Annotated in this window: 9 protein-coding genes; 5 read left to right on the forward strand and 4 right to left on the reverse strand. The window is 67.1% G+C overall.

The features are described from left to right. Positions 1–137: 137 nt before the first annotated feature. Both dbpA and AC5P9P_RS04575 read right to left on the reverse strand, forming a co-directional pair. A complete protein-coding gene (gene dbpA / locus AC5P9P_RS04570) occupies positions 138–1,514 on the reverse strand; it encodes an ATP-dependent RNA helicase DbpA (RefSeq protein ID WP_184013911.1) in 1,377 nt (458 codons plus the stop codon). Between the two features lie 137 nt (positions 1,515–1,651). Beyond that, positions 1,652–2,731: a YeiH family protein gene (locus tag AC5P9P_RS04575; RefSeq protein ID WP_184013910.1), complete on the reverse strand. Its 1,080-nt coding sequence runs from the start codon at positions 2,729–2,731 to the stop codon at positions 1,652–1,654. A 102-nt stretch (positions 2,732–2,833) separates the two neighbouring features. Here AC5P9P_RS04575 and AC5P9P_RS04580 point away from each other — a divergent pair, with 102 nt between their 5' ends. Continuing rightward, the gene (locus tag AC5P9P_RS04580; protein WP_038645894.1) at positions 2,834–3,709 is read left to right on the forward strand and encodes a LysR family transcriptional regulator; all 876 of its coding nucleotides are present in this window, start codon (positions 2,834–2,836) and stop codon (positions 3,707–3,709) included. Between the two features lie 490 nt (positions 3,710–4,199). Continuing rightward, positions 4,200–6,083: an ATP-binding cassette domain-containing protein gene (locus tag AC5P9P_RS04585; RefSeq protein ID WP_005409272.1), complete on the forward strand. Its 1,884-nt coding sequence runs from the start codon at positions 4,200–4,202 to the stop codon at positions 6,081–6,083. A 182-nt stretch (positions 6,084–6,265) separates the two neighbouring features. Here AC5P9P_RS04585 and AC5P9P_RS04590 read toward each other — a convergent pair whose 3' ends face one another. Next, complete coding sequence (locus tag AC5P9P_RS04590; RefSeq protein WP_005409273.1) at positions 6,266–6,727, reverse strand: c-type cytochrome; 462 nt, start codon at positions 6,725–6,727, stop codon at positions 6,266–6,268. 9 nt (positions 6,728–6,736) lie between these two features. Continuing rightward, a complete protein-coding gene (locus tag AC5P9P_RS04595; protein ID WP_005413034.1) occupies positions 6,737–7,126 on the reverse strand; it encodes a c-type cytochrome in 390 nt (129 codons plus the stop codon). 205 nt (positions 7,127–7,331) lie between these two features. On the opposite strand from AC5P9P_RS04595, the gene AC5P9P_RS04600 reads away from it, so the two are divergent. From AC5P9P_RS04600 to AC5P9P_RS04610, 3 genes are read left to right on the forward strand one after another with little or no spacing between them, the layout of a single operon-like run. Continuing rightward, positions 7,332–8,483, forward strand: a complete 1,152-nt coding sequence (locus AC5P9P_RS04600) for an efflux RND transporter periplasmic adaptor subunit (RefSeq protein ID WP_495232611.1) — start codon at positions 7,332–7,334, stop codon at positions 8,481–8,483. Continuing rightward, positions 8,480–12,001, forward strand: coding sequence for an efflux RND transporter permease subunit (locus tag AC5P9P_RS04605; protein WP_005413037.1), 3,522 nt, complete (start codon positions 8,480–8,482; stop codon positions 11,999–12,001). The genes AC5P9P_RS04600 and AC5P9P_RS04605 overlap by 4 nt, the downstream gene beginning before the upstream one ends. Continuing rightward, a complete protein-coding gene (locus tag AC5P9P_RS04610) occupies positions 11,998–15,084 on the forward strand; it encodes an efflux RND transporter permease subunit (protein WP_111108663.1) in 3,087 nt (1,028 codons plus the stop codon). The genes AC5P9P_RS04605 and AC5P9P_RS04610 overlap by 4 nt, the downstream gene beginning before the upstream one ends. Positions 15,085–15,168 lie beyond the last annotated feature (84 nt).

Consider the following 15,168-nt stretch of genomic DNA (forward strand, 5'->3'; position numbering starts at 1 on the left):
GAGCGAATGGCCGGGAACCGGTAGTTGCCAACCTTGGTTGGCAGCGCTTTTCGCGATTGACGCCACGGATGGGCCAACCAAGGTTGGCCACTACCAGGTCAGATCATTGCCAACCGTGGTTGGCAACGCTGCTTCAATCACATCATCCGCACGCGGAAACGACGGCCCTTGATCTTGCCGGCTTCCAGCTTGGCCACGGCCTTGTTGGCCTGCTCACGGGCGATCGCCACGTAGGAGCGGGTTGGGAAGATCGCGATCTTGCCGATGAACTTGCTCGACAGGCCGGCATCACCGGTCAGCGCACCGAGGATGTCGCCCGGGCGCAGCTTGTCGGTCTTGCCACCGTCGATCCGCAGCGTGCGCATCGCGGCCTGCGGCAGTTCGGCCGGGCGCGAGGTTGCCAGCGGCGTCTTCTGCCAGTCCAGCGGCTGCCCCATCTGCGCTTCGATGGCTTCGGCGCGGGTCTTTTCGCGGCCGGCCACCAGGCTGATCGCCAGGCCGCTGGCACCGGCACGGCCGGTACGGCCCACGCGGTGCTGGTAGCTCTCCACGTCGGTCGGCAGCTCGTAGTTGATCACCGCCGCCAGCTCTTCCACATCGAGGCCACGTGCGGCTACATCGCTGGCCACCAGCACGTTGCAGCTGCGGTTGGCCAGCAGCAGCAGCACTTCCTCGCGGTCGCGCTGCTCCATGTCGCCGTGCAAGGCCAGTGCCGAGAAGCCGAACTGCTGTAGCGAGTTGGCCACTTCGTCCACGTCCTTGCGGGTGTTGCAGAACACCACCGCCGATTCCGGCGTGTACTTCAGCAACAGGCCGGCCAGCGCCTTCTGGCGATGCGCCGGTTCCACCTCGCAGAACAGGTGGCGGATGGCTGGTGTCTGGTCGGCGCCTTCCACGGTCACTTCCACCGCATCGCGCAGCAGGTCACGCGCCATGGCGCGGATGCTGTCGGGGAAGGTGGCCGAGAACAGCAGGCCCTGGCGGTCCTTGTGGGTGCGGCCGGCGATCTCGCGGATCGGCTCCTCGAAGCCCATGTCGAGCATGCGGTCGGCCTCGTCCAGCACCAGCGTGCGCACCGCGCCAAGATTCAGCGCGCGCTTGCGTGCCAGCTCCTGCACGCGGCCGGGCGTGCCGACCACCACGTGCGGGTCATGGCCTTCCAGCGAGGCCAGCTGCGGGCCCAGCGGCACGCCGCCGACCAGCAGCAACAGCTTCAGGTTGGGGATGCCGGTGGCCAGCTTGCGGATCTGCTTGCCGACCTGGTCGGCCAGTTCGCGGGTCGGGCACAGCACCAGCGCCTGCACGCGGATCAGGCTGGGGTCGATGGACTGCAGCAGGCCCAGGCCGAAGGCGGCGGTCTTGCCGCTGCCGGTGGGTGCCTGTGCGATTACATCGCGGCCATCCAGGATGGCCGGCAGGCTCTGCGCCTGCACGGGGGTGAGGGTGGTATAGCCGAGGGCATCCAGGCCGGGCTGCAGGGCCGGGCTCAGCGGCAGGGTCGAGAAGTCAGTCATGGCGCATTGTACCCGTCCGCGCGGCAGGTCCCGTCTAATGGGGCGGGGTGTCGGATCCCTTTCCGCAGGAAAGGGCTCTGACCCCCAAATGGAGCCGCCATCCACTGGTGGGTGCCGACCGTTGGTCGGCACTGCCCTCAGCCCAGCACCGCCAGCACGCCCTGATGAATCGCCAGGCCACCGAACAACAGCCAGGCAAACAGGATCGACGCCAGCAGCAGCGGCTTCAGGCCGGCCTGGCGCAGCGCCGAGACGTGGGTGGTCAGGCCCAGCGCGGCCATCGCCATCGCCAGCAGCACCGTGTCCAGCTGCACCAGCCGGGCCTGCAGGCCAGCCGGCAGCAGATGCAGCGAGTTGAAACCGGCCACGGCCACGAAACCGAACGCGAACCACGGCACCACGATGCGCGCCTTGCTGCCATCGGCGCTGGCCTTGCCGCCACGGGCCAGCCACAGTGACAGCGCGATCAGGAACGGCGCCAGCAGCATCACCCGCACCATCTTGGTGATCACCGCCGTGTCAGCTGCCGCTTCGTTGACCGCACGGCCGGCCGCCACCACCTGTGCCACTTCGTGCACCGTCGCACCGGTGAACAGGCCGTACTGCCGCGCGTCCATTGGCAGCCAGCCGTGCGACTGCACAAGCGCATACAGCACCGGGTACAGGAACATCGCCAGCGTGCCGAACACCACCACCGTCGAGACCGCGACGGTGACATGCGCAGCGCGGCCACGCACCACCGGCTCGGCGGCCATCACCGCTGCCGCACCGCAGATCGCGCTGCCAGCGCCGATCAGCATGGCTGCCTCGCGCTCCATCTTGAACACGCGCACGCCCAGCCAGCAAGCCAGGCCGAAGGTGCTGGCAACCACCAGCACGTCCATCAGCACGCCAGTGACGCCGACATGGCCGATGTCCTGGAAGGTCAGGCGCAGCCCGTACAGCACGATGCCGGCGCGCAGCAGCCAGTGCTTGGAGAAGCCGACACCGGCCGCGCTGCCCGGTGCCAGCCGCGGGTAGAAGGTGTTGCCAACCACGATGCCGGCGACGATCGCCACGGTCAGCGCGCTCAAGCCATGTGCCTGCAGCCACGGAAGCTCGGCCAGAAACAGCGACGCCGCCGCGATCAGGCCTACCAGCACGAGACCGGGCAGACGCGGCTGCCAGCGTTGGCGCAAGGCGGGCAGGGACCAGGGGGAGAGGGCAGGGGCATTCATGGCAGGGGCAAGGCTGGAGTGATGGGGCAAGCGTGCGCGTCTGTCGCTGACCTGTAAAACGAATAATATTGGTGAAACCTACCCATCAAGAAGGTAAGTGCCATGCGCCTGACCTTGCGCCAGCTGCAGGTCTTCGTCGCCATAGCCGACCATGGCAGCACCACCGCTGCCGGCCAGGCCATTGCGCTCTCGCAGTCGGCCAGCAGCGCCGCCCTGCAGGAGCTGGAGGCGCACTTCGGCACCCCGCTGTTCGACCGCATCGGCCGCCGTCTGGCGCTGAACGGGCATGGCCGCGCACTGCTGGAGCCGGCGCGCACCTTGCTGGTCAACGCCGCCGACCTGGAGCGTCAGCTGGCCGCCGGCGGCGACCCATCGCAGGGGGCACCGCTGCGGCTGGTGCTGGCCGCCAGTACCACCATCGGCAATTACCTGCTGCCGCCACGCATCGCCGAACTGCTGCGGCAGGCGCCGCAGGCCGAGGTCGACCTGCGCATCGACAACAGTGCCGGCGTGGTCGCTGCCGTGCAGCGCCTGGACGTGGACGCCGGCCTGATCGAAGGCCCGTGCCACGAGCGCGGCCTGCAGGTGACCGCCTGGCAGCAGGACCCGCTGGTGATCGTGGCTGCCGCCGATGCCCCCGCCAGCTGGTCGCTGGACGAACTGCGCCGCGCACGCTGGCTGCTGCGCGAGCCAGGCTCCGGCACCCGCGAAGCCGTCGAACAGGCGCTGCTGCCGCACCTGCGTGGCTTCGCCCAGACCCTGCAGCTGGGCAATACCGAAGCAATCAAGCAGGCCGCCATCGCCGGCCTCGGCCTGGCCTGTCTTTCGCGTCACGCGCTGGAAGAGCCATTGGCCCTGGGCCGCCTGCGCGTGCTCGAAACCCCGCTGCCGGCCCTGCAGCGCACGCTGTGGCTGGTACGGCATCCCGGCAAGCAGTGGCTGCCGGGGTTGCAGGCGCTGCTGGGGGACGTGGAGTAGCAGGGATCGGTCTTGCACTGCGCGAATTCCACGAAGGGGTCAGAGCCCGTTGCGCAGCAATGGGATGCGACCCCGACAGATCGACAGGCCTTGCAGCGCTCATCCACGCATGGCCTGGATCTGCTGTGTCGACCAAGGTCGACACCCACCAGCGCAGAATGCCGTTCCGACAGATCGCAGGAAACTGTCAGAGGCGGGGCGGTGTGGGTCTGCAGGACCGTTGGCGCCATGGATGGCGCCATCGAGCCCCCAAGGGTGAGGGCGCTTTGCTTGCGAAGCACTGCTTCGCAAGTGCCCGAACGCACAGCCGCCAGCGGCTGGGCCGGACCCCGGAGGGGGGTTTACGGCGTGTCCTGCAGACCCACACCGCTCCGCCATCCCACAGGAAACCAGCTTTTGACGTTGCCGTTGAAGTTGCCGGCCAGCGGCCGGCACTACCGCGGGTGCCGGGTGCAACGCGGCCGACGCCCCCAACCCGTACAATATCCGGATGCCTCTGATTACTCTGCAGAACGTCGACTTCAGCGTCGGCGGCCCGTTGTTGCTGGAAAAGGCCGAACTGTCGATCGAGCCGGGCGAACGCATCGCCCTGATCGGCCGCAACGGCGCCGGCAAATCCACCCTGCTCAAGCTGCTGTCCGGCGACCACAAGCCCGATGACGGCGAAGTCCGCGTGCAGCAGGGCGTGCGCGTCACCCGCCTGGAGCAGGAAGTGCCGCACGGCGCGGCCGGCTCGGTGTTCGACGTCGTCGCCGACGGCCTTGGCGAGCTGGGCCAGTGGCTGGCCGAATTCCACCACCTCAGCCATGCCGAAGTCTTCGATGGCGAAGCCCTCGGCAACGTGCAGGCCAAGATCGATGCCGCCAACGGCTGGGGCCTGGACCAGCGCGTCAGCGAAACCCTGACCAAGCTCGACCTGGATGGCGAGGCCGAGTTCGGCCGCCTGTCCGGCGGCATGAAGCGCCGCGTGCTGCTCGCCCGCGCGCTGGTGTCCAGCCCGGACGTGCTGCTGCTGGACGAACCGACCAACCACCTGGACATCGAAGCCATCGACTGGCTCGAAGCGTTCCTGAAGGGCTGGAGCGGCAGCGTGGTGTTCGTCACCCATGACCGTCGCTTCCTGCGTGCCCTGGCCACTCGCATCGTCGAGATCGACCGCGGCCAGGTCACCAGCTGGCCAGGCGACTGGGCCAACTACGAGCGCCGCCGCGAGGAACGCCTCAATGCGCAGGCGCAGGAAAACGCCCGCTTCGACAAGCTGCTGGCGCAGGAAGAAGTCTGGATCCGGCAGGGCATCAAGGCCCGTCGCACCCGCGACGAAGGCCGCGTGCGCCGCCTGAAGGCGATGCGCGTGGAGCGTTCGCAGCGTCGCGACCTCAGCGGCAACGTCAAGATGGAAGCCGCACAGGGCGTCAGTTCCGGCAAGAAGGTCATCGATGTCAAGGACATTTCGTTCGCCTTCGGCGAGCGCACCATGGTCCGCGATTTCACCACCACCATCATGCGCGGCGACCGCATCGGCCTGATCGGTCCCAACGGCAGCGGCAAGACCACGCTGCTCAAGCTGCTGCTGGGCGAACTGCAGCCGGCCAAGGGCGAAGTCAACGCCGGCACCAACCTGCAGATCGCGTATTTCGACCAGTACCGCGCTGTGCTGCGCGAAGACTGGAGCGCGATCGAGAACGTCGCCGAAGGCCGCGATTTCCTCGAGTTCAACGGCAAGCGCAAGCATGTGCATGCCTACCTGCAGGACTTCATGTTCACCCCGGAGCGCGCGCGTGCGCCGATTACCCGCCTGTCCGGTGGCGAGCGCAACCGCCTGCTGCTGGCCAAGCTGTTCGCGCAGCCGTCCAACCTGCTGGTGATGGACGAACCGACCAACGACCTGGACGTGGAAACGCTGGAGCTGCTGGAAGAGCTGCTGGGCGAATACACCGGCACCCTGCTGCTGGTCAGCCACGACCGTGACTTCATCGACAACGTGGTCACCTCCACGCTGGTGATGGAAGGCGATGGCGTGATCGGCGAGTACGTGGGCGGTTACAGCGACTGGCAGCGTTATGCGGCCAGCATCGCAGCGCCTGCCGCGGCCCCTGCGGCCAAGCCGGCGGCCGCTGCGCCGGCCACCCCGGCTACCGCAGCTCCGGCCGCACCCAAGCGCAAGCTGGCCTACAAGGAAGCGCGCGAACTGGAGCAGCTGCCGAAGACCATCGAGAAGCTGGAAGGCGATGTCGAAGGCCTGACCTCGGCGATGAACGACCCGTCGTTCTATACCCGCAGCAGCGCCGAAGTGACCGCGCACACCCAGCAGCTGGCCAAGGTGCAGGCCGAGCTGGATGCCGCTTACGCGCGCTGGGAAGAGCTGGAAGGCTGAGTATCGGTCGGCGCCAGAAGTGCGCCGATTGATCGAGTCGAGAATCAGTAGATCCACGCGATGCGTGGATGGTGGCATCAGTGCGGACCAAGGTCCGCACCCACCGAAGCCGGTTACACCTCCGTACGGACCAACGGTCCGCACCCACCAATCAACGATCCGCACCCACCGGGGGCCTGCGGTCATTTGACCCCGTGCAGATCCCGCAGTTGGCTCGGCCGGCTGCCGAAATACGCCGCCAGATCGGCGATGTCCTGATCGCTCAGGTCCTTCGCCTGCGGCGTCATCAGCATGTGCTGGCGGTCACCGGCGCGGTAGGCCTGCAGCGCATGCGCCAGGTAGTCACCGTACTGCCCACCCAGCTTCGGATAGGTCGGATCGATCGGCGCATTGCCATCGGCCCCGTGGCAGTCGATGCAGCTCTGGTTGGTGGCCTTGCCCTTCACCTTGGCGCGGGCTTCACCGGCGGCCTCGCGACCTGCAGGCAGGCCAGCCGAAGAAGAAGAGCCGTGTTCGCCACTGGCATGGCCCGGATCGGCGGCGGATTTCTCGCTGTTTTCCACCTGCGACTGTGAACAGGCCGCCAGCAGCAGGGCAACGGACAGGGCGATGGCGTGACGCAGCGGATGCGCGGCTTTCGACATGGGCGGGCCTTACTTGACGGTGGACAGGTAAACAGAGAGATCGGCGATCTCCTGTTCGCTGAAACTCATCGACTGCGCCTGCATCGTCGGATGCCGGCGCTTGCCCTGGCGGTACTCGGTCAGGGCCTGGGCCAGGTACTGCTGGGTCTGGCCGCCGATCTTCGGCACCCGGTAGCTGGGGTAGGCGTTCTTGTAGCCGGTGATCCCGTGGCACCCCTGGCAGGTGTAGGCCAGCACGCGGCCATTGTCGAAGTTGCCGGTGGGCGCGGCAGGCGCCGGCGCGGCGGCAGGAGCCGGGGCCGGAGCGGGTGTGGCAGGAGCAGGAGCGGGCTGTGCGGCGGCCCCAAGGGGCAGGAGGACGGCCAGAGCGAGACAAGCGGCGAGCGGCTGCGGGCGCATGGTGTCGTTTCCGGGGATTCGGGTCTGGTCGTTCCGGCGTGGGGTACGGAACGCCCCGAGTATAGCCCCAGGTTTCATCTAGCTGAAATGGGGTCGGGCCGACCAGCGGCGTGAAGACACCATGACCTTTGGGATATGGTGTTGCCGTGAAGTGGTGCATTACTTTGCTACCACACCTGTCCACGCATCCTTCAGGGACCTGACGATGTCGCACCCAACCTTCCTGTCCGGCCGTCGCAGCGGAATCTGCGCTGCCGCACTGCTGATCTCCACCTCCCTGCTGCTGGGCGGTTGCGCCGCAGGGCCCAATTCCGAAGCCAAGGCCGCCGAGACCAAGGAGGAGAAGAAGGTCGATGCGGTCCCGGTCGAAGTGGCCGTGGCCAGCCATCGCGCGGTCGCGGCCAGTTACACAGGCACCGCCGCGCTGGAACCACGGGCCGAGTCGCAGGTGGTGGCCAAGACCTCCGGTGTGGCGCTGGCGGTGCTGGTCGAGGAAGGCCAGCGGGTCACCGCCGGCCAGCCGCTGGTGCGCCTGGACCCGGACCGCGCACGCCTGGCCGTAGCGCAGAGCGAAGCGCAGATGCGCAAGCTGGAAAACAACTACCAGCGTGCACAGAAACTGGTTGGCCAGCAGATGGTCAGTGCTGCCGATGTCGACCAGCTGCGCTTTGATCTGGAAAACTTCCGTGCGCAGTACCGTCTGGCGACGCTGGAGCTGTCCTACACCACCGTCGTGGCGCCGATTTCCGGTGTGATCGCATCGCGCTCGATCAAGACCGGCAACTTCGTGCAGATCAACACGCCGATCTTCCGCATCGTCGACAACTCGCGCCTGGAAGCCACCCTCAACGTGCCCGAACGCGAGCTGGCCACGCTGCGTGCCGGCCAGCCGGTGACGTTGGCCGCCGATGCGCTGCCGGGCCAGAGCTTCACCGGCACCGTCGATCGCATCGCGCCGGTGGTGGATTCGGGCAGCGGCACGTTTCGCGTGGTCAGCGCCTTCGATGGCGCCGCGCACGCGCTGCAGCCCGGCATGTTCGGGCGCATCCGCATCGATTACGACCAGCGTGCCGATGCGCTCGTGGTGCCGCGCCTGGCGCTGCTCGACGACGGTGAGCCGGCGGTGTTCCGGGTGCGCGAAGGCAAGGTCGCACGCGTTCCGGTCAAGCTGGGTTACGCCGAGGGCCCGTGGGTGGAGATCCGTGATGGCCTGGCGGCCGGTGATCAGGTGGTCACCGCCGGCAAGGTCGCGCTGCGCGACGGTACCGCGGTGCAGGTGATCGCCGATCCGAAGGCGAAGGCGAAGACGGTCGCAGCGGCCGCCAAGCCGGCAGACAAGGCCGGGAGCAAGCAATGACCGCCCCGGGCCACGACCACGGTGCCTCGCCGGCGAGCGATGGCGCCGCCGCCGGCATGCGCGGCGGCCTGGTGGAATTCGCCACCCGCCGCCGCGTGACCATCGCCATGTGCACGGTCACCCTGCTGCTGTTCGGCCTGATCGCGCTGGGCAACCTCAAGGTCAACCTGCTGCCCGACCTGAGCTACCCGACGCTGACCGTGCGCACCGAGTACACCGGTTCGGCGCCGACCGAAATCGAAACCCTGATCACCCAGCCGGTCGAAGAGGCCGTCGGCGTGGTCAAGAACCTGCGCAAGCTGAAGTCGGTCTCGCGCACCGGCCAGAGCGACGTGGTGCTGGAGTTCGCCTGGGGCACCAACATGGACCAGGCCAGCCTGGAGGTTCGTGACAAGATGGAAGCGCTGAACCTGCCACTGGAGGCCAAGGCCCCGGTGCTGCTGCGCTTCAATCCGTCCACCGAGCCGATCATGCGCCTGGTGCTGTCGAACAAGGTGGCGCCGACCAGCGATGCCGATGCGGTCCGCGAGCTGACCGGCCTGCGCCGCTATGCCGATGAAGACCTGAAGAAGAAGCTGGAGCCGGTTGCCGGCGTGGCAGCGGTCAAGGTCGGTGGCGGTCTGGAAGATGAGATCCAGGTCGACATCGACCAGCAGAAGCTGGCACAGCTGAACCTGCCGATCGACACCGTCATCAAGCGCCTGAAGGACGAGAACATCAACATCTCCGGCGGTCGTCTGGAGGAGGGGTCGCAGCGCTTCCTGGTGCGCACCGTCAACCAGTTCGCCGACCTGGAGGAGATCCGCAACCTGCTGGTCACCACCCAGGGTTCGAACGGAAGTGCAGCCGACTCGGCATTGCAGCAGATGTTCAACATCGCCGCGTCGACCGGTTCGGCCGCGGCCATCGCAGCGGCCTCGGCGGCGCAGAGCGCATCGTCCGGTGCTGGCTCCAGCGTGGTCGCCAATGGCGTGCCGGTACGCCTGAAGGACGTGGCCACCGTTCGCCAGGGTTACAAGGAGCGCGAAGCGGTGATCCGCCTGGGCGGCAAGGAATCGGTTGAACTGGCCATCTACAAGGAAGGCGACGCCAACACCGTGTCCACCGCCGAAGCGCTGCGCAAGCGCCTAGAGCAGATCAAGGGCACGTTCCCGTCCGACGTCGAGATGACCACCATCGAGGACCAGTCGCGCTTCATCGAGCACGCCATCGCCGACGTCAAGAAGGATGCGGTGATCGGTGGCCTGCTGGCGATCCTGATCATCTTCCTGTTCCTGCGTGATGGCTGGAGCACGTTCGTGATCAGCCTGTCCTTGCCGGTCTCGATCATCGCCACGTTCTTCTTCATGGGCCAGCTCGGCCTCAGCTTGAACGTGATGTCGCTGGGCGGCCTGGCATTGGCCACCGGCCTGGTGGTGGACGACTCGATCGTGGTGCTGGAGAGCATTGCCAAGGCCCGCGAGCGTGGCCTGGGCATCCTGCAGGCAGCGATCGTCGGTACCCGCGAAGTGAGCATGGCGGTGGTCGCCTCGACCCTGACCACCATCGCGGTGTTCCTGCCGCTGGTGTTCGTCGATGGCATCGCCGGCCAGCTGTTCCGCGACCAGGCATTGACCGTGGCGATCGCCATCGCGATCTCGCTGCTGGTATCGATGACGCTGATTCCGATGCTGAGCTCGCTGAAGGGCCGGCCGCCGCTGGCATTCCCGGAAGAGGCGCCGAACGAACCGTGGCAGCCGCAGAACCGCTGGCAGAAGCCGGTGGCACTGGGCCGTCGTGGTGCCGTCGCAACCGCGCGCTGGAGCTTCTATGCGCTGGCCTGGCTGGTCGTACGTGCGTGGCGGGGCGTCGTGGCAGTGGTCGGCCCGGTGATGCGCAAGGCCAGCGACCTGGCAATGAAGCCCTACGCCGGTGCCGAGCGCGGCTATCTGCGCCTGTTGCCGAGCGCGCTGGCCCATCCGGGCAAGGTGCTCGGCGTGGCCACGATCATCTTCGTGGCGACCATGGCGCTGGTGCCGATGCTCGGTGCCGACCTGATCCCGCAGCTGGCGCAGGACCGTTTCGAGATGACGGTGAAGCTGCCGGCCGGCACACCGCTCAAGCAGACCGATGCGCTGGTGCGTGAGCTGCAGCTGGCCCACGGCAACGGCGAGGGCGTGGCCTCGCTGTACGGTGTCAGTGGCAGCGGCACCCGCCTGGATGCCAGCCCGACCGAGAGCGGCGAGAACATCGGCAAGCTGACCGTGGTGATGGAAGGCGGTGGCAATGCACGCACCGAAGCCGAGATCACCGAGCGCCTGCGCGACAGCATGGGCCAGCATCCGGGGGCACAGGTCGACTTCGCGCGGCCGGCGTTGTTCAGCTTCTCCACGCCGCTGGAAATCGAGCTGCGCGGGCAGGACATGGCGACGTTGGAAGTGGCTGGCCAGCGCCTGGCGGCGATGCTGCGTGGCAATGCGCACTACGCCGACGTGAAGTCCACGGTGGAAGAGGGCTTCCCGGAAATCCAGATCCGCTTCGACCAGGAACGTGCCGGTGCGCTGGGCCTGACCACCCGCCAGATCGCCGACGTGGTGGTGAAGAAGGTGCGCGGCGACGTGGCTACCCGCTACAGCTTCCGCGACCGCAAGATCGACGTGCTGGTGCGTGCCCAGGAAGGCGACCGCGCCAGCGTGGAGAGCATCCGCCGGTTGATCGTCAATCCGGGCAGCACCCGGCCGGTCACGCTGGATGCGGTGGCCGACGTGGTTGCCACCACCGGCCCCAGCGAGATCCATCGCGCCGACCAGACCCGCGTTGCGGTGGTTTCGGCCAACCTGCGCGACATCGACCTCGGCGCGGCCATGCGCGAAGTGCAGCAGATGGTGGCCGAACAACCGCTGGGCGCGGGTGTCGGCCTGCACATCGGTGGCCAGGGCGAGGAGCTGGCGCAGGCGGCGAAGTCGCTGATCTTCGCCTTCGGCCTGGCGATCTTCCTGGTCTACCTGGTGATGGCCTCGCAGTTCGAATCGCTGCTGCATCCGTTCGTGATCCTGTTCACCATCCCGCTGGCGCTGGTCGGCGCGATCCTGGCACTGATGCTGACCGGCAAGCCCATCTCGGTGGTGGTGTTCATCGGCCTGATCCTGCTGGTCGGCCTGGTCACCAAGAACGCGATCATCCTGATCGACAAGGTCAACCAGCTGCGCGAGGCCGGCGTGGCCAAGCACGAGGCCCTGGTGGAAGGTGCACGCTCGCGCCTGCGGCCGATCATCATGACCACGCTGTGCACGCTGTTCGGCTTCCTGCCGCTGGCGGTGGCGATGGGCGAGGGCGCCGAAGTGCGCGCGCCGATGGCGATCACCGTGATCGGTGGCCTGCTGGTGTCGACCCTGCTGACCCTGCTGGTGATCCCGGTGGTCTACGACCTGATGGACCGCCGTGGTGATGCCTATTACCGCGAGCGTGGCCGCAAGCACGCCGGCGAGATCGAGCCGGGCGCAGCAGGCAGCGCGGCGGGTGCGGAGGAGCCGGCATGAGTGTTGCCGAGTTCTCCATCCGCCGCCCGGTCACCACCATCATGTGCTTCGTGTCACTGGTGGTGATCGGCCTGATCGCCTCGTTCCGGTTGCCGCTGGAAGCGTTGCCGGACATTTCCGCGCCCTTCCTGTTCGTGCAGATTCCGTACACCGGTTCAACCCCGGAGGAAGTGGAGCGGACCATCATCCGCCCGGTGGAGGAATCGCTGGCGACGATGACCGGCATCAAGCGCATGCGCTCGTCGGCCACCTCCGAGGCGGCGCTGATCTTCATCGAGTTCAGCGACTGGGACCGCGACATCGCCATCGCCGCCTCCGACGCACGCGAACGCATCGACGCGATCCGCAGCGATCTGCCGGACGACCTGCAGCGCTACAACGTGTTCAAGTGGTCCAGCAGCGACCAGCCGGTGCTGAAGGTGCGCCTGGCCAGCACCACCGACCTGACCACCGCTTACGACATGCTCGACCGCGAGTTCAAGCGGCGCATCGAGCGTATCCCCGGCGTGGCCCGCGTCGACATTACCGGCGCGCCGCCGAACGAGGTGGAGATCGCCATTGATCCGAACCGGCTCAACGCGCATGGGCTGAGCATCAATGAGCTGAGTGACCGCCTGCGCACGCTGAACTTCTCGATCTCGGCCGGGCAGATCGACGACAACGGCCGGCGCGTGCGCGTGCAGCCGGTGGGCGAGATCACCGACCTGCAGGAAATGCGCGACCTGGTGATCAACGCCAAGGGCCTGCGCCTGGGCGACATCGCCGACGTGCGCCTGAAGCCGGCGCGGATGAACTACGGGCGCCGCCTGGACGGCAACCCGGCGGTCGGGCTGGACATCTTCAAGGAGCGCAGTGCCAACCTGGTGGAGGTGTCGCGCGCGGCGCTGGCCGAGGTTGAAGCGATCCGTGCCGAAGCGTCGATGCGCGACGTGCAGATCAAGGTGATCGACAACCAGGGCAAGGCGGTGACCTCCTCGCTGCTGGAACTGGCCGAGGCCGGTGCGGTCGGCCTGATCCTGTCGATCACGGTGCTGTTCTTCTTCCTGCGCCATTGGCCGTCCACGCTGATGGTGACCCTGGCCATTCCGATCTGCTTCACCATCACCCTGGGCTTCATGTACTTCGTCGGGGTGACGCTGAACATCCTGACCATGATGGGCCTGCTGTTGGCGGTGGGCATGCTGGTCGACAACGCCGTGGTGGTGGTGGAGAGCATCTACCAGGAGCGCGAGCGCATGCCGGGACAGCCGCGCCTGGCCTCGATCATCGGCACCCGCAACGTGGCCATCGCGCTCAGCGCTGGCACCTTGTGCCACTGCATCGTGTTCGTGCCGAACCTGTTCGGCGAGACCAACAACATCAGCATCTTCATGGCGCAGATCGCGATCACCATCTCGGTCTCGCTGCTGGCCTCGTGGCTGGTCGCGGTCAGCCTGATCCCGATGCTGTCCGCGCGGATGGCCACGCCCAAGCTGGTGCACTCGCAGACCGGCCTGATCGCGCGGCTGCAGCGCCGCTACGCCAGGCTGCTGGACTGGTCGCTGCACCATCGTGGCTGGAGCCTGCTCGGCATCGTGCTGGTGGTGCTGGTCAGCCTGGTGCCGATGAAGCTGACCAAGGTCGACATGTTCGGCGGCGATGGCGGCAAGGACATCTTCATCGGCTACATGTGGAAGGGCGCCTACACCTACCGGCAGATGTCCGAGGAAGTGGCGCGCGTGGAGAACTGGATCGACGCCAACCGCGAGCGCCTGCACGTCAAGCAGGTGTACTCCTGGTACAGCGAGCAGGAAGGCAGCTCGACCGTGGTCACCCTGGACGAGAAGTACGCCAAGGACATCAAGGCGCTGCAGGAAGAGCTGCGCAAGGGCCTGCCGAAGTCGGCCCGCACCGACTACTTCGTTGGCAACCAGGGCGGTGATGGCGGCGGTGGCGGCAACCAGGGAGTGCAGGTGCAGCTGGTGGGCGACTCCAGTTCGATGCTGCAGGAGATCGGCCAGGAAGTGGTGCCGCTGCTGGCCCAGCGTGCCGAGCTGCGCGACGTGCGCATCGACAACGGCGAGAAGGGCGGCGAGCTGAAGGTGCGCGTCGACCGCGAGCGTGCCGCCGCATTCGGCTTCAATGCCGAGCAGGTCGCCAGCTTCGTCGGCCTGGCCCTGCGCGGTGCGCCGATGCGCGAGTTCCGCCGCGGCGACAATGAAGTACCGGTATGGGTGCGCTTCGCTGGCGCCGAGCAGAGCAGCCCGGAAGACCTGGCCGGCTTCAGCGTGCGCACCGGCGACGGCCGCAGCGTGCCACTGCTGAGCCTGGTCACCGTTGACGTCGGTTCATCGGCAACCCAGATCGGTCGCACCAACCGCCAGACCACGCTGACCATCAAGGCCAACCTGGCCGAGAAGGTCACCGCGCCCGATGGCCGCAAGGCGATGGAATCGGTGCTCAAGCCGATGAACTTCCCGGCCGGCTATGGCTTCACCTTCGATGGAGGCGACTACGGCAACGACGACGAAGCGATGCAGCAGATGGTGTTCAACCTGCTGATCGCGCTGGTGATGATCTACGTGGTGATGGCGGCGGTGTTCGAGTCGCTGCTGTTCCCGGCGGCGATCATGAGCGGCGTGCTGTTCTCGATCTTCGGTGTGTTCTGGCTGTTCTGGATCACCGGTACCTCGTTCGGGATCATGTCCTTCATCGGCATCCTGGTGCTGATGGGCGTGGTGGTGAACAACGGCATCGTGATGATCGAGCACATCAACAACCTGCGGCGCGGCGGCATGGGACGCACGCAGGCGCTGGTGGAGGGTTCACGCGAGCGCCTGCGCCCGATCATGATGACGATGGGCACGGCGATCCTGGCGATGGTGCCGATCTCGCTGACCAATACGCAGATGTTCGGAAATGGCCCGGAGTACGCGCCGATGGCGCGCGCGATTGCCGGCGGCCTGGCGTTCTCGACCGTGGTCAGCCTGCTGTTCCTGCCGACCATCTATGCGGTGCTGGATGACCTGCGCAATGCCGTGACGCGGTTGATCCGCCGCGCGCGTGGAGCGGAAATGGTAGAGCCGGGCGCTGCCCGGCTGTAATGCACATCAATGTGTTGTGGTGTGGGGGAGGCCGGTCGTAGTGGGGCGGCCTCCCCCTTTTTTTGCCGGGCATCGCGTGCCAAC

It is taken from the genome of Stenotrophomonas sp. YJH_SMC_14-1 (assembly GCF_059372275.1).

Excerpts from the sequence above, each read along its gene's own strand:
- AC5P9P_RS04580 (WP_038645894.1), top strand. The coding sequence starts at position 2,834 with ATGCGCCTGACCTTGCGCCAGCTGCAGGTCTTCGTCGCCATAGCCGAC.
- AC5P9P_RS04610 (WP_111108663.1), top strand. The coding sequence starts at position 11,998 with ATGAGTGTTGCCGAGTTCTCCATCCGCCGCCCGGTCACCACCATCATG.
- dbpA (WP_184013911.1), bottom strand. The coding sequence starts at position 1,514 with ATGACTGACTTCTCGACCCTGCCGCTGAGCCCGGCCCTGCAGCCCGGC.
- AC5P9P_RS04575 (WP_184013910.1), bottom strand. The coding sequence starts at position 2,731 with ATGAATGCCCCTGCCCTCTCCCCCTGGTCCCTGCCCGCCTTGCGCCAA.
- AC5P9P_RS04590 (WP_005409273.1), bottom strand. The coding sequence starts at position 6,727 with ATGTCGAAAGCCGCGCATCCGCTGCGTCACGCCATCGCCCTGTCCGTT.
- AC5P9P_RS04585 (WP_005409272.1), top strand. The coding sequence starts at position 4,200 with ATGCCTCTGATTACTCTGCAGAACGTCGACTTCAGCGTCGGCGGCCCG.
- AC5P9P_RS04595 (WP_005413034.1), bottom strand. The coding sequence starts at position 7,126 with ATGCGCCCGCAGCCGCTCGCCGCTTGTCTCGCTCTGGCCGTCCTCCTG.
- AC5P9P_RS04600 (WP_495232611.1), top strand. The coding sequence starts at position 7,332 with ATGTCGCACCCAACCTTCCTGTCCGGCCGTCGCAGCGGAATCTGCGCT.
- AC5P9P_RS04605 (WP_005413037.1), top strand. The coding sequence starts at position 8,480 with ATGACCGCCCCGGGCCACGACCACGGTGCCTCGCCGGCGAGCGATGGC.